We start from the raw sequence: 13,197 nt of genomic DNA on the forward strand, positions 1-13,197 counted from the left end.
GCTCAGAGGGCGGAACGTGCGTGGTAGCGCTGACCGTCCCGAGTGAGCTTGACGTCGATGCCGAAGGTCGCCGCGAGGTTCTCCGCCGTCAGGGTCTCCTCGATCGGACCTGCGGCCAGATCGGTGCCCTCGGACAGCAGCAGCACATGAGTGATGCCCTCCGGGATCTCCTCGACGTGGTGGGTGACCATGATCGTGGCCGGCGCCCACTTCGACGAGAGGATCTCCGAGAGTGCGCCGAGCAGCTCCTCACGCCCGCCGAAGTCGAGTCCGGACGCCGGCTCGTCGAGCAGCAGAAGCTCCGGGTCGGTCATGAGCGCACGCGCGATCTGCACACGCTTGCGCTCGCCCTCGGACAGCGTACCGAAGGTGCGATCGGCCAAGTGAGTGATGTGGAACGCGGCCAGCAGATCGCGGGCACGCTCGATATCGTCCTGCTCGTACTCCTCCACCCAACGTCCGGTGACGCCGTAGGCGGCGGTGAGCACGGTGTCGAGGACCGCTTCGGAACTCGGAATGCGGTTGGCCAGAATCGTCGAGGCATAGCCGATGCGCGGGCGCAGCTCGAACACATCGACGCGGCCGAGCTGCTCCTCGAGGATGTTGACCGTACCCGTCGTCGGATGCATGCGACCGGCCGCGATTTCGAGCAGGGTCGTCTTGCCCGCACCATTGGGTCCGAGCACTGTCCAGTGCTCGCCTTCGGCGACGGTCAGCGAGAAATCGTCGAGGAGGAAATTCGTCCCCCGGCGCACGGACACAGAATCCAGATTCAGGACTTCACTCATATCTTCAGACTCTATCGCAGACGAGCCGTCTATCCTGGTTCGACATGGACCTCACGACCGACTCACTGCTGCTGACCCTGGCCCTCAACCACCGTCTGCGCTCGACCCTGCCCCCTGACGAGGTGACCTCTGCGTTCCTCGACGATGATCGTGATGTTCCTCTCATCGTCTCCGATGAGGTCTTCGACTCGGTCGTTCCCACCGGTCTGCTGCTCTTCATCGCTGAGGCGGCCGCCTCGGGAATCACCCATGCGCGCTTGGCGCTGCACCACCCGTCTCTGCCGCATGCGACTCCCCCGGTCGATCGCACCGCCCGAACGAAGGTCGGACGCCACACCGCCCCCGTCGTCCTCCATCGCGGCGATGAGCAGGCGGCGATCGCCCTCATCGGCGCCGAGGCGAACGTCGAGATCATCGCCTGTGCGCCCACCGTCTTCCGCCCCGTCACGGTCGGGTCCGCCCCCGAGGCGCTGCGGCGTCTGCGCCTGCTGGTGATGGAGGGCTTACGCCTCGTCGAGACCATCGACGTTCCCGAGGACTGGCGGCAGGGGCCGTGGCGTGACTGGCAAGAGGAGCTGTCGACGATGCACCCGATCTCCCGGCTCATCCCCACTGAGGCGGATTCCCGAGCGATCTACGCCGCCCTCGACATCCACCACCGGATGCGCACCGTGCTCGCACCTGCGACCGTCGCCCCGCCAGAGTTCGGTGCGCTGCTGTCTCAGCTGCACCCCGCCGCCGCGGACTACATCATGGCAGTGGCTACGATGAAGGGGTGAATGAGACGCCTCAGGCCACCGCCTCCCAGATCCCCGTCCAACTGCTCGTCATGGACGTCGACTCGACATTCATCAACGAAGAGGTCATTGACCTCATCGCCGCCCATGCCGGGGTCGGAGACAAGGTCGCCGACATCACCGAACGCGCCATGGCCGGAGAGCTCGACTTCGCCGAATCCCTCGCCGAACGGGTCGCCCTGCTGAGCGGGCTGCCGGAGACCGTGCTCGATGAGGTGCGAGAGCAGATCACCCTCACCGAGGGAGCCGCCGACCTGGTCGCGGCAGTGCACTCCTCGGGCGGCCAGGTGGCTCTGGTGTCGGGCGGCTTCACCGCCATCATCGCTCCCGTCGCCGCACAGCTGGGCATCACCGACGTCTTCGCCAACGGACTCGACATCCATGACGGGCTGCTGACCGGGCGGACGAACGGCCGTGTCATCGACCCGAGCGCCAAGGCCGAGATCTTCGAGAATCTACTCGCTGCCGGCGGATACGATCGTGCCGCCTCGGTGGCGATCGGTGACGGCGCCAATGACATCGGCATGGTCGAAGCCGCCGGCCTCGGAGTCGCCTTCTGTGCGAAACCGGCGCTCGTCGCCGCAGCGGACGCGTCCGTGGAGACACGCGACCTGCGAGCCGTCATCGACCTGGTCGCTGCGCGTGCAGACGTGTGAGCGATCCCTCCCAGGGTGTGGCACCGGCGCCATTGACCATTGACTGACCGAAGACGCCTGTGGCGCTGACGAATGTTTCGTCAGCGCCACAGGCGTCTTGTCGACAGATCGCGTCGGTCAGACGGTGCGTTCAGACTCCGTGGAAGACCCGGATCTGCGGGGCCGGGTAGTGTCCCGGCTCCACGTCCCAGCTCTCGAGGTCGAAGACCGCGATCGACGAGGGACGGAAGGTATCGGGAACCCCGCCTTCCGGATTGAGGTGGCCGACCACCTCGGCGACGGTCGGCTGATGGCCCACGACATACGCGCACTGCGCATCCGCGGGAATCGAGTTGATCGCATCCAACCAGTCGTCGACGGACCCGGAATACAGCGAGGGATCCTCGCGCAGGGTCAGGTCGCCCGGTTCGTCGAGAGTTCCTCCATGAGCGCGGTTGACGGCTTCGACGACAGCCTGTCCGGTCTGCACGGTGCGCCTGGCCGCCGAGGCGATGGCCACATCGGGTGACCAGCGCTCGGCGATCTCGGCTCCGGCCTCGACCGCTTGAGCCAGACCCTTCGCATCCAGGGACCGTTCGAAGTCGGTCGGACCGTGCGCTTCCGCCTTGGCGTGGCGGGCGAGGATGAGCACAGGCATGAGTGGTCTCAGGCGCCGGTGGAGTGGAATCCGCCGTCGACGTGGATCATCTCGCCGGTAGTGGCGGGGAACCAGTCGGAGAGCAGGGCGACGATGGCCTTGCCGGCAGGAGTGGTGTCCTTCTGGTCCCAGCCCAGGGGTGCGCGGTCGCCCCACATGTCTTCGAGCGTTCCGAAGCCGGGGATCGAGGTTGCGGCGGTGGTCTTCAGCGGTCCGGCCGAGACGAGGTTGACGCGCACGCCGTCTTCACCGACGTACTTGGCGAGGTAGCGGGCGGTCGATTCGAAGGCGGCCTTGGCCACACCCATCCAGTCGTAGACCGGCCAGGAGATGGTCGCGTCGAAGGTCAGTCCGACGATTCCGGCGCCCTTGTTGAGCACGGGCTTCGCGGCCACGGCGATGGCCTTGAGCGAGTATGCGGAGACGTGGATGGCCGCGGACACGGAGTCCCAAGGCGTGTCGAGGAAGACTCCGCCGAGGGCGTCCTTCGGAGCGAAGGCGATGGCGTGGACGATTCCGTCGATGTTGCCGCCGAGGCGCTCGGGCAGGGCCGCGAGGTCCTCTTCGTTCGTGGCGTCGAGTTCGATGACCTGCGGGGTCTCGGGCAGGCGTTCGGCGATCACCTGAGTGATCTTCATCTGGCGACCGAAGCTCGAGAGAATGACCTCGGCTCCCTGCTCCTGTGCGATGCGAGCAGCGGCGAAGGCGATCGACGCCTCGGTGAGCACGCCGGTGACGAGAATGCGCTTTCCGTCAAGAATTCCCATGGTGGTCCTTTCGAAAGGAAGGTGGTTTGCGTGTGCATGACGCCGCTTCGGGCGGTGTCTCTGTATCGAAGTCTACGGGCTGCGGCCCGGCGGGGCCGCATCGTCTGCGGACGAGGATCCGGTTGTGACCGGCCCAGCGCCGTCTGAGTCAGTGGCCCATGCCCAGTCCGCCGTCGACGGGGATGACGGCACCGGAGATGTAAGCGGCTTCATCGGAGGCCATCCAACGGACGACCTTGGCGACCTCACCGGGTTCGGCGAATCGCTTCGCCGGGATGGTGGCGAGGTACTCTGATCGCTGCTTCTCGCTGAGCTCATCGGTCATATCCGTGCGGATGAAGCCCGGGGCGACGACATTGGCGGTGATTCCGCGGGAGCCGACCTCACGGGTGATGGATCGGGCGAAGCCGACGAGACCGGCCTTCGAGGCGGAGTAGTTCGCCTGACCGGGCACCCCGTAGAGACCCGACACCGAGGAGATGAGGACGATGCGGCCCTTCTTCGCGCGGATCATCCCGGTGATTCCGCGCTTGACGGTGCGGAAGGCACCGGTGAGGTTCGTATTGATGACGGATTCGAATTCGTCATCGTTCATCCGCATGAGCAGATTGTCGGCGGTGATTCCGGCATTGGCCACGACGACCTCGACGGGACCGAGCTTCTCCTCGATCTCGGTGAACGCCCGATCGATCGATTCGCTGTCGGTGACATCGGCGGCCACGGCCAGCGCTCCCTCCGGGGCCTGACCGTTGCGGGAGGTGACTGCCACCTTGTCCCCCTGGGCGAGGAATTCCTCGGCGATGGTGCGACCGATTCCGCGGTTGCCGCCGGTGACGAGGACTGTGCGTGGTTTTGACACGTTGGTCTCCTGTTGATCGACTGTGTTCTTCAAATCTATCGTGGACAAACCTATCCTGTCCTTTGGCCGATGGATATGACTCTCACAAAGGACGAGTATCATGTTTGGCAGTCATCGATCGAAGAAGGATATGGTCAGGCACGCTCAGCAGATCACAACGGCAGACACCGCCCTTGATGACGATATGCGGTCTCGGATCATCAAGTATTCGATCACCATGGGCATCAGGACGGTCTGCTTCGTGGCCGCCTATTTCGCTTTCGTCGCAGATATGCACATCCTCATGTGGATCTGCGTGGCAGGGGCGGTCGTCCTCCCCTACCCTGCGGTGATCTTCGCCAATGCGGGCCGTGAACGCACCCGAGATGATCGTTCCGCCCTGCTCGAACAGGCCCCGCTGACAGAGCTGCCGCCGGCGCGCGGTGAGACGATCTCCGGCGACACCCTCGGAGGGGATACGGGCGACGACGCAGATCCCCGAGGTGGCACAGATCCCCGAGACGGCGCCCCTGACGAGTCCGATCCAGGCGCGGATCACCGGCACGAAACGATCCGGGGCGAGACGGTCCCGGGCGAAACCGTCCAAGGTGAGACCGTCGACGACAACGACGAGGACAGGAGGGACCAGGCTTGAGCGAGCAGCTGCAGTGTTCCGCGAAGGAATGCCGGGCGTTCGCGACCCGCGCCCTGCTGTGGAACAATCCCCGCGTCCACACTCCCGAGCGGAAGAAGACGTGGTTGGCCTGTGATGAGCACCTCGACTATCTGCGTGACTTCCTGACTCTGCGCGACTTCTTCATCACCGACGTCTCCGTCGACGATATTCCGGAGGACGCAGGTTGAGCCGCTATTCCTTCCTCTTCTCCGCACGCTGGCTCAAATACATCGCCATGGCGATCATCGTCATCATCGCCTGCGTGTTCCTCGCCCTGTGGCAGAAGGACCGCCGCGATCAGCGGGAGCAGGAGATCGCGACGATCACCGCGAACTACTCCGCCGACCCCGTCGACATCACCTCGGTGCTCTCGACACCGAATTCGACGCTGGAGACCACCGATGAGTGGACCCAGGTGGAGCTGACCGGATCGTTCTCCGACGAGGACACCGTCCTCGCACGCAACCGGACGGTGGAAGACAAACCCGGCTTCTATGTGGTGACTCCGTTCGAGATCACCGGCGGATCGACGATCGCCGTCGTCCGCGGCTTCACCGCCGAACAGGATTCCGTGCCGCCCGCTCCTCGGGGTGAGCAGACCGTCATCGCTCATCTGCGTCCCGCTCAGGACGGATCCGAGGATGAGAATCCGAAGGGCCTCATCAAAGCCATCGATCCCGCGCGCATTCCGGGAATGGACGATGCCTATGCGCATGTCTACGTCGAGGCCTCACCGGCGGAGACAGGCGGTGCCCCGGAAGAGGGGCTGACCCCGCTGCCGATGCCCGAGCTCGATCCGGGCAACCACCTGTCCTATATGCTCCAGTGGTTCGCCTTCGGAATCATGATCATCATCGCCGTGGTCATCTCGGCCCGACGTGAGCGCAAGGCAGCCGCCGAGGCGGTCGAGCACGGCGCTGTCGAGAACGAAATGGTCGTCATCGACAAGGCCGCCCTCGACGCGGGCGCGAAGATCAGCCAGCCCGGCAGCCGCTATGGCCGCAACCGCTGGGCCTCGCCCACCGTGCGCGGGCAGGCCGAAGCCGAGGAGGATGCCCTGTTCGAGGAGCGCTTCCGCTCAAAGTGAGCCGATCAGCCGAGTGAGGCCGACCGGCTCAACCGAGTGTGATGTGCCCGCTCAGGCGAGCGTGACGAGATCGAGGTACGTGTCGTTCCACAGGTCCTCGTCGCCGTCGGGCAGCAGCAGCACGCGGTCGGGGTCGAGCGCGGACACCGCACCCTCATCGTGGGTGACGAGCACGATCGCACCTTCGTAGCGGCGGATCGCCGAGAGGATCTCCTCGCGGGACGCCGGATCGAGGTTGTTCGTCGGCTCGTCGAGCAGCAGCACGTTCGCGCTCGAGACCACAAGGGTGGCCAGCGCCAGACGTGTCTTCTCGCCGCCGGAGAGGACCCCGGCAGGTTTGTGCACATCGTCACCGCTGAAGAGGAACGAACCGAGCACATTGCGCACCGCGGTGTCGTCGAGGTGCGGGGAGTTCCGCGACATGTTCTCCAGCACTGTGCGTTCGAGGTCGAGGGTCTCATGCTCCTGCGCGTAGTAGCCGAGCTTGAGGCCGTGTCCGGGCACGACTTCTCCGGAGTCGGGTTCGTCGAGTCCGGCGAGCAGTCGCAGCAGCGTCGTCTTTCCGGCGCCGTTGTAGCCGAGTACGACGACTCGTGTGCCCTTGTCGATAGCGAGGTCGACACCGGTGAACACCTCGGTCGAACCGAAGCTGCGAGAGAGTCCTTCGGCCGTCAGCGGCACACGTCCGCAGTCGGCCGGGGCCGGGAAGCGCAGATTCGCGACCTTCTCCGTGGCGCGTTCGTCCTCGAGACCGGCGAGCAGTCGGTCGGCACGCTTGGCCATCTGCTGGGCGGCGACGGTCTTCGTCGCCTTCGCCATCATCTTGTTCGCCTGAGCGTTGAGCGCCGCGGCCTTCTTCTCGGCATTGGCACGTTCGCGGCGGCGGCGCCGCTCATCGTCCTCACGCTGTTTGAGGTAGAGCCGGTAGCCCATCGAATAGATGTCGATGGTCTGACGGGTGGCGTCGAGGAAGAAGACCTTGTTGACCACTTCATCGATGAGATCGAGGTCGTGGCTGATGATGATCAGACCACCGGAGTAGGCCTTGAGGTGGTCGCGCAGCCACAGCACGGATTCGGCGTCGAGGTGGTTCGTCGGCTCGTCGAGGATCATCGTATCCGGGGCCGAGAATAGGATCCGGGCGAGTTCCACACGGCGACGCTGACCGCCGGAGAGCGTCCCGATCTCCTGGCTGATCAGGGCCTCGTCGAGGCCGAGGTTCGCGGCGATCGCGAAGGCTTCGGATTCGGCGGCATAACCACCGGCCGCGATGAACTCCGCTTCGATGCGCGGGTAGCGGTCGATGGCCTTCGTCGCCACCTTCTCGTCCGGTGAGGCCATCTGCCGTTCGGCCTTGCGCAGACGCTTGACGAGGACGTCAAGATCACGCACCGAGAGGATGCGTTCCATTCCGGTGGCGGTGAGGTCACCGCTGCGCGGATCCTGCGGCAGATAGCCGACGGTGCCGGAGATCGACACGGAACCGGATTGCGCCGGGTGTCCGCCCATGATCACCTTGGTCAGGGTCGTCTTGCCGGCGCCGTTGCGGCCGACGAGACCGACTCGGTCGCCCTTGTCGACGCGGAAGGACACCTCGGACATGAGGGTGCGGGCGCCGACGGCGACTTCGAGGCCGGAGGCCTGAATCATTCTGTCTCCAAACTGCGGCCGATGAGTTCGGCCAGAAATTCTTGGGGGTGGATGCCGCGGGCCTGTGCCCGGGCGACGAGTTCATCTGCGACTGAGGACGGCACACGACAGGACACGACAGTGGTGTCCGGCCCGGCCGCTGCGGTCACGGGCTCGACGGAAACATCGTCCTGAGCAACAGGTTCCGTCGGGTCGTCTGCCGGATCATCGTCGGCCGTCGCGGTCGACGTCCCCGCGGGGACGTATCCTGGGCCTTCCGGCACGGACGTGCCCTTTTGGAAGGCGGTGGCAGCCGCACGTGCGCGATCATCGGCGGCCTCATTGAGTTCGTGGTTGTTGTGTCCTTTGACCCACTCGAACTCGACAGTCCGCCCGCTCAGTGCCTCATCGAGAGACGCTAAGAGGTCCTTGTTGAGGACTTCTTTTCCATCGGCCTTCTTCCACCCTTTGCGTTTCCACCCCGGCATCCATTTGGTCAGGGCGTTGATGACGTACTGCGAATCACAGTATATCTTCAGCTCGTCGTCGCTGTCCGCGGTCGACCGGAGCAGGTCGAGGACGGCCATGAGCTCACCGCGGTTGTTCGTCGCGTTCTTCCACCCGCCGGCATGCCAGGAGGTGTCGTCGATGTACCAGGCCCACCCGGCGGGTCCGGGGTTGCCGAGCGCGGATCCGTCGGCGGCAGCGATGATCGTCAATGGTTCTCCTTGGAAAGTCGGATTCCATTCTTTCACGCCGCTCTCGGGTTCTCGGTCCGTGGGGCGGTGATCTCCGCGACCCTGCCCGGACACGAGTGCCGGATCGGACGACGATCGCCGAGGCGGGGCTGACCTTCTCAGGTCGCCCCGCCTCGGCGATGGTGTTCGTCTGCGTCCCCGCGGGGACGCAGACAACCGAACGTCGTCGGTGTCGGATCAGATGTTGAAGCCGAGGGCACGCATCTGTTCGCGGCCGTCCTCGGTGATCTTCTCCGGGCCCCATGGCGGCATCCAGACCCAGTTGATCCGGTAGGCCGGCACGATTCCCTCGAGCGACTGTGCGGTCTGGTCCTCGATGACGTCGGTCAGCGGGCAGGCTGCCGAGGTCAGGGTCATCTCGATCACGGCGGTGCCGTCGTCTTCGACCGAGAGTCCGTACACGAGGCCGAGATCGACGATGTTGACACCGAGCTCGGGATCGACGACGTCCATCATCGCCTCGCGCACTTCGTCGACGCTGGCATTCTGCGGTGCGTCAATGACTTCAGGCATTGTGTTTCTCCTCACGAGCTGCTTGTGCTTGGTTGAGTGCGTCCTTGAACGCCATCCATGCCAGGAGAGCGCATTTGATCCTGGCCGGGAATTTCGACACTCCGGTGAACGCCGCGGCGTCACCGAGAATCGACTCATCCGCCTCCATTGTCCCACGTGAATGCATGAGTTCGTGGAACGCGCCTTCGATCTCGAGCATCTGCGCGACGGAGGATTCGGCGGCCAGCTCCGACAGCACCGAGGCCGAGGCCATCGAGATCGAACAGCCGTCGCCGGTCCACCTCACCGCGATCGTGCCGTCCTCACGCAGTTCGGTCTCGAGCTCGATCTCATCGCCGCACGTCGGGTTCACCTGATGCGAATATCCGTGCGGTGACCCTGCGGCATCACGGAGCAGTTCGGTGTTGCCGACGCGTGCCCGCGACTGGTCGAGGATCACCTGTTGGTAGAGCTGCTGCATCTGTGTGCTCATCGGTTCGCTCCCCTCCTCAGGCGACTCCGAAGAAGGGCCGCACTTCCGCCAGAGCGGTGAGGAAGCGGGTGCAGTCTTCGACGTTGTTGTACAGGTACGTGCTCGCCCGCGTCGAGGCGGTGACCCCGAAGCGGCGGTGCAGCGGCTGAGCGCAGTGGTGGCCCACCCGCACGGCGATGCCCTGCGAGTCGAGATACTGTCCGACATCGTGGGCGTGCACGCCGTCGACGTCGAAGGCCACGGTTCCGATCCGGTCTTCGGCCTCGCCGAGGATGTGGATTCCGGGGATCTGGCCGATCCCGTCGAGGAGGACTCGGGCGAGTTCCTTCTCATGCTCGAGAACATTGTCCAGCCCCACCTCGGTGAGGTATCCGATCGCTGTCGCGAAAGCCGCCACCTCGGCGACCGGCTGAGTGCCGGCCTCGAACCGCTGCGGAGCGGGCATGAACTCGGTCTCCTCCATGGTCACCGTGGTGATCATGGATCCGCCGGTGAGCACCGGCGGCAGAGCGTCGAGCAGTTCGGACTTGCCCCACAGCGCGCCCAGGCCGGTGGGGCCGAGTGCCTTATGAGCGGAGAACGCGGCGAAGTCGACGTCGAGGTCGACGAAGTCCACGGGCATATGCGGAACGGACTGGCAGGCGTCGAGCACGACGTAGGCTCCGATGGCGCGGGCCCGTTGCACGAGGCGGTCGACCGGGTTGATCGTGCCGAGGACGTTGGAGACGTGCGTGAACGCGAGCACCTTCGTCGATTCGTCGACGATCGTGTCGAGATCGGTCAGATCGAGTTCACCGGAGTCAGTGACCGGCAGCCAGCGCAGCTGTGCTCCCGTGGAGGCAGCCAGCTGCTGCCACGGCACGAGATTCGCATGGTGCTCCATCTCGGTGACGACGATCGAGTCACCGGGGGCGAGGGCGAAACGCTCTGCGTCGTCTCCCCCGAAGCCATGGCTGGCCCGATCCATGCCGAGGGCCACGATGTTGAGCGCCTCGGTCGCGTTCTTCGTCCAGCACACCTGTTCCGGTGTCCCGCCGACGAGTCCGGCAGCGGCGATCCGACCGTTCTCGAAGGCGTCCGTGGCCTCGACGGCCAGGGAGTGCGCACCTCGGTGGACGGCGGCGTTGCGCTGCTGGAAGTACTCGACGAAGGTGTCGATGACGCACTGCGGCTTCTGCGATGTCGCTCCCGAGTCGAGATACGACAGCGGCGACTCCCCGACCCTCACATCGAGGATCGGGAAGTCGCCCCTCAGACGTGAGAACATCAGACGCCGGCGGTGAAGAAGCGGTCGTAGCCTTCGTTCTCGAGGCGTTCGGCCAGTTCCGGTCCGCCTTCCTCGGCCACCTTGCCCTTGATGATCACGTGGACGTGATCGGGCTTGATGTAGTTGAGGATGCGCGTGTAGTGGGTGATGAGCATGATGCCGACGTCGGTGGCGTCCTTGACGCGGTTGACGCCTTCGGACACGATGCGCAGCGCGTCGACGTCGAGGCCGGAGTCGGTCTCGTCGAGGACGGCGAACTTCGGCTTGAGCATCTCGAGCTGCAGGATCTCGTGACGCTTCTTCTCGCCGCCGGAGAAGCCTTCGTTGACGTTGCGCGAGGCGAAGGCGGGATCCACACGGAGGTTCTCCATGGCCTGCTTGAGGTCCTTGGTCCAGTTGCGCAGCTTCGGAGCTTCACCGTCGATGGCGGTCTTGGCCGAGCGGAGGAAGTTCGTCACGGTCACGCCGGGAACCTCGACGGGGTACTGCATGGCCAGGAACAGTCCGGCCTTGGCACGCTCGTCGACGGACATCTCAAGGACGTCCTCTCCGTCGAGGGTGACCGAACCGGAGGTCACTTCGTACTTGGGGTGACCGGCCAGAGCGTAGGCCAGGGTCGACTTGCCGGAGCCGTTGGGGCCCATGATGGCATGGGTCTCGTTCGTGTTGATGACGAGGTCGATGCCGTTGAGGATGGGCTTGAGACCGGTATCGGTGTTGACACCGACGTGCAGGTCTTCGATCTTGAGAGTGGACATAATGATCCTTCTTCTTCGGTCTTGAGTCAGTTCAGGGTGGTGTTCGGGTCGACGAGGATGCGGCCGGCGATCTCTTTGCAGTCATAGACCGCGACGGGTTCGAACGCCGGCGGATTGACCGGCTTGCCCGTGTTGAGATCGAACTGCGAGCCGTGCAGCCAGCATTCGATGGTGCAGTCCTCGACGTCTCCTTCGGCCAGCGACACCTCACCATGGGTGCACAGGTCGTCGATGGCGTGTATCGTGCCGTCGGAGTCGCGAGCGATGCAGATCTCGTACTCGCCAACCTCGATGCGCATGGTGCCGCCGGGGGCCACCTCGTCGGTGGCCGCCACGTCGATCATGGTCACAGAACACTCCGGGACAATTCGTCTTCGATGCGTTCGTTGAGCACGTCTTCGATCTCGGGCACCTGGATCTTCTGGATCACTTCGTTGAAGAATCCACGGACCACGAGCTGACGAGCGACGTCCTCGGGGATGCCGCGGCTCATGAGGTAGAACAGGTGCTCCTCATCGAAGCGACCCACCGAGGAGGCGTGGCCGGCACCGGCGATGTCGCCGGTCTCGATCTCGAGGTTCGGCACCGAGTCGGCGCGGGCGCCATCGGTGAGGATGAGGTTCCGGTTGAGCTCGTAGGTGTCGATGTCGAGGGCCTCGGGACGGATGAGCACATCGCCGATCCACACGCTGCGCGCGTCCTTGCCCTGCAGTGCGCCCTTGTAATGGACGTTCGACTGGGCCTTCGGCGTGTTGTGGTCGATGTAGGTGCGGTGCTCGAGGTGCTGACCGGCATCGGCGAAGTAGAGTCCGAGCAGTTCGGCCTCTCCCCCGGCTGCCGAGTAGCGCACGTTCGTGTTCAGGCGCACGACGTCACCGCCGAGGGTGATGTGGATGTGCTTGAACTTCGCGTCCTTGCCCACGATCGCGTCGTGCTGACCGAGGTGCAGGGAGCCGTCGTCCCACAGCTGCAGCGATACGAAGGTCACGTCCGCACCATCGCCGATGACGAGGGAGACGAGCTCGGAGTACCGGGCCAGTCCCTCGTGTTCGACGACGATGGTCGCCTTCGAATTCGCACCGACCGTGACGACGACATGGCCGTGGCCGAGCGCCTCACCGGTGCCGTCCGCGTGGATGATCGCGGCCCGCTCGAGTTCGGTGTCCGCGGGGACCGAGTAGTGCGTCACCGCAGAGGCGCGGTTGGCGGCGACGGCCGCGGCGCGGTCCTCGGGCTCGAGGATGCCCAGTTCCTGGGCTGACTCGAGCGAGATCTCCTCGACGGACAGACCCTCGGGCAGATCCGACTCGAACTTCAGCTTCGCCTCGGTGGCGGTGTCCTCGAAGAATTCGCTGAACTTGCGGACGGGAGAGAAGCGCCATTCCTCCTCCCGGCCGGTGGGCACGGGGAAGTCGGCGACAGCGAAGCTGCGCGTGCGCGCATCGCGCTTCGAATCGGGCACCTGGACCTCGGAACCGTGCGAATGCTCCGAGAGGCCAAGCGGGTTGGTGGTATCAGTCACAGATTTACTCCTTTGAGTGCAGTGGGCGCCGG

17 protein-coding genes are annotated in these 13,197 nt (G+C 64.9%); 5 read left to right on the top strand and 12 right to left on the bottom strand.

Annotated features, from left to right (window positions below; translation table 11 throughout):
• Positions 1–2: 2 nt before the first annotated feature.
• Positions 3–788, bottom strand: a complete 786-nt coding sequence (locus tag HK108_RS03385) for an ABC transporter ATP-binding protein (RefSeq protein ID WP_181270514.1) — start codon at positions 786–788, stop codon at positions 3–5.
• Between the two features lie 44 nt (positions 789–832).
• Here HK108_RS03385 and HK108_RS03390 point away from each other — a divergent pair, with 44 nt between their 5' ends.
• Both HK108_RS03390 and serB read left to right on the top strand, forming a co-directional pair.
• Positions 833–1,567 carry a hypothetical protein gene (locus tag HK108_RS03390; RefSeq protein WP_139908061.1) on the top strand — a complete coding sequence of 245 codons (735 nt, stop codon included), beginning with the start codon at positions 833–835 and terminating at the stop codon, positions 1,565–1,567.
• The gene (serB, locus tag HK108_RS03395) at positions 1,564–2,241 is read left to right on the top strand and encodes a phosphoserine phosphatase SerB (RefSeq protein ID WP_229663929.1); all 678 of its coding nucleotides are present in this window, start codon (positions 1,564–1,566) and stop codon (positions 2,239–2,241) included. The genes HK108_RS03390 and serB overlap by 4 nt, the downstream gene beginning before the upstream one ends.
• Before the next feature lie 130 nt (positions 2,242–2,371).
• Here the strand turns inward: serB and HK108_RS03400 are convergent, their stop codons facing one another.
• The 3 genes from HK108_RS03400 to HK108_RS03410 form a co-directional block, all read right to left on the bottom strand.
• On the bottom strand, positions 2,372–2,878 hold the full coding sequence (locus HK108_RS03400; protein ID WP_181270515.1) for a SixA phosphatase family protein: 507 nt from the start codon (positions 2,876–2,878) through the stop codon (positions 2,372–2,374).
• Between the two features lie 8 nt (positions 2,879–2,886).
• The gene (fabI, locus tag HK108_RS03405) at positions 2,887–3,645 is read right to left on the bottom strand and encodes an enoyl-ACP reductase FabI (RefSeq protein WP_101544266.1); all 759 of its coding nucleotides are present in this window, start codon (positions 3,643–3,645) and stop codon (positions 2,887–2,889) included.
• 148 nt (positions 3,646–3,793) lie between these two features.
• Positions 3,794–4,504, bottom strand: coding sequence for a beta-ketoacyl-ACP reductase (locus tag HK108_RS03410; protein ID WP_229663930.1), 711 nt, complete (start codon positions 4,502–4,504; stop codon positions 3,794–3,796).
• A gap of 100 nt (positions 4,505–4,604) precedes the next feature.
• Here HK108_RS03410 and HK108_RS03415 point away from each other — a divergent pair, with 100 nt between their 5' ends.
• Genes HK108_RS03415 through HK108_RS03425 form a run of 3 tightly spaced genes read left to right on the top strand, consistent with a single transcriptional unit; the run spans position 4,605 to position 6,246 of the window.
• A complete protein-coding gene (locus tag HK108_RS03415) occupies positions 4,605–5,138 on the top strand; it encodes a DUF3099 domain-containing protein (protein WP_229663931.1) in 534 nt (177 codons plus the stop codon).
• Complete coding sequence (locus HK108_RS03420) at positions 5,135–5,347, top strand: hypothetical protein (protein WP_139467273.1); 213 nt, start codon at positions 5,135–5,137, stop codon at positions 5,345–5,347. The genes HK108_RS03415 and HK108_RS03420 overlap by 4 nt, the downstream gene beginning before the upstream one ends.
• Entirely contained in the window at positions 5,344–6,246 is a 903-nt protein-coding gene (locus HK108_RS03425) for an SURF1 family cytochrome oxidase biogenesis protein (protein ID WP_139467274.1), read from the top strand. Before HK108_RS03420 ends, HK108_RS03425 begins: the two co-directional genes overlap by 4 nt.
• A 51-nt stretch (positions 6,247–6,297) precedes the next feature.
• Here the strand turns inward: HK108_RS03425 and HK108_RS03430 are convergent, their stop codons facing one another.
• From HK108_RS03430 to sufD, 8 genes are all read right to left on the bottom strand, one after another.
• A complete protein-coding gene (locus tag HK108_RS03430; protein WP_092013696.1) occupies positions 6,298–7,896 on the bottom strand; it encodes an ABC-F family ATP-binding cassette domain-containing protein in 1,599 nt (532 codons plus the stop codon).
• On the bottom strand, positions 7,893–8,594 hold the full coding sequence (locus HK108_RS03435; RefSeq protein WP_181270517.1) for a ribonuclease H family protein: 702 nt from the start codon (positions 8,592–8,594) through the stop codon (positions 7,893–7,895). The genes HK108_RS03430 and HK108_RS03435 overlap by 4 nt, the downstream gene beginning before the upstream one ends.
• Before the next feature lie 216 nt (positions 8,595–8,810).
• Positions 8,811–9,146: a metal-sulfur cluster assembly factor gene (locus tag HK108_RS03440; protein WP_025778421.1), complete on the bottom strand. Its 336-nt coding sequence runs from the start codon at positions 9,144–9,146 to the stop codon at positions 8,811–8,813.
• On the bottom strand, positions 9,139–9,618 hold the full coding sequence (gene sufU / locus HK108_RS03445) for a Fe-S cluster assembly sulfur transfer protein SufU (RefSeq protein WP_181270518.1): 480 nt from the start codon (positions 9,616–9,618) through the stop codon (positions 9,139–9,141). The genes HK108_RS03440 and sufU overlap by 8 nt, the downstream gene beginning before the upstream one ends.
• Positions 9,619–9,634: 16 nt before the next feature.
• The gene (locus HK108_RS03450; RefSeq protein WP_181270519.1) at positions 9,635–10,885 is read right to left on the bottom strand and encodes a SufS family cysteine desulfurase; all 1,251 of its coding nucleotides are present in this window, start codon (positions 10,883–10,885) and stop codon (positions 9,635–9,637) included.
• Complete coding sequence (sufC, locus tag HK108_RS03455) at positions 10,885–11,643, bottom strand: Fe-S cluster assembly ATPase SufC (protein ID WP_139467277.1); 759 nt, start codon at positions 11,641–11,643, stop codon at positions 10,885–10,887. The genes HK108_RS03450 and sufC overlap by 1 nt, the downstream gene beginning before the upstream one ends.
• Positions 11,644–11,669: 26 nt before the next feature.
• Positions 11,670–11,993: a non-heme iron oxygenase ferredoxin subunit gene (locus tag HK108_RS03460; RefSeq protein ID WP_139467278.1), complete on the bottom strand. Its 324-nt coding sequence runs from the start codon at positions 11,991–11,993 to the stop codon at positions 11,670–11,672.
• Entirely contained in the window at positions 11,990–13,165 is a 1,176-nt protein-coding gene (sufD, locus tag HK108_RS03465) for a Fe-S cluster assembly protein SufD (RefSeq protein WP_181270520.1), read from the bottom strand. Before sufD ends, HK108_RS03460 begins: the two co-directional genes overlap by 4 nt.
• Between the last annotated feature and the right edge of the window lie 32 nt (positions 13,166–13,197).

This window comes from Brevibacterium sediminis (genome assembly GCF_013623905.1).
GTDB lineage: Bacteria > Actinomycetota > Actinomycetes > Actinomycetales > Brevibacteriaceae > Brevibacterium > Brevibacterium sediminis.

Coding starts and splice junctions, on each gene's coding strand:
- HK108_RS03385 (WP_181270514.1), bottom strand. CDS start 788: ATGAGTGAAGTCCTGAATCTGGATTCTGTGTCCGTGCGCCGGGGGACG.
- HK108_RS03390 (WP_139908061.1), top strand. CDS start 833: ATGGACCTCACGACCGACTCACTGCTGCTGACCCTGGCCCTCAACCAC.
- HK108_RS03400 (WP_181270515.1), bottom strand. CDS start 2,878: ATGCCTGTGCTCATCCTCGCCCGCCACGCCAAGGCGGAAGCGCACGGT.
- fabI (WP_101544266.1), bottom strand. CDS start 3,645: ATGGGAATTCTTGACGGAAAGCGCATTCTCGTCACCGGCGTGCTCACC.
- HK108_RS03415 (WP_229663931.1), top strand. CDS start 4,605: ATGTTTGGCAGTCATCGATCGAAGAAGGATATGGTCAGGCACGCTCAG.
- HK108_RS03430 (WP_092013696.1), bottom strand. CDS start 7,896: ATGATTCAGGCCTCCGGCCTCGAAGTCGCCGTCGGCGCCCGCACCCTC.
- HK108_RS03440 (WP_025778421.1), bottom strand. CDS start 9,146: ATGCCTGAAGTCATTGACGCACCGCAGAATGCCAGCGTCGACGAAGTG.
- sufU (WP_181270518.1), bottom strand. CDS start 9,618: ATGAGCACACAGATGCAGCAGCTCTACCAACAGGTGATCCTCGACCAG.
- HK108_RS03450 (WP_181270519.1), bottom strand. CDS start 10,885: ATGTTCTCACGTCTGAGGGGCGACTTCCCGATCCTCGATGTGAGGGTC.
- sufC (WP_139467277.1), bottom strand. CDS start 11,643: ATGTCCACTCTCAAGATCGAAGACCTGCACGTCGGTGTCAACACCGAT.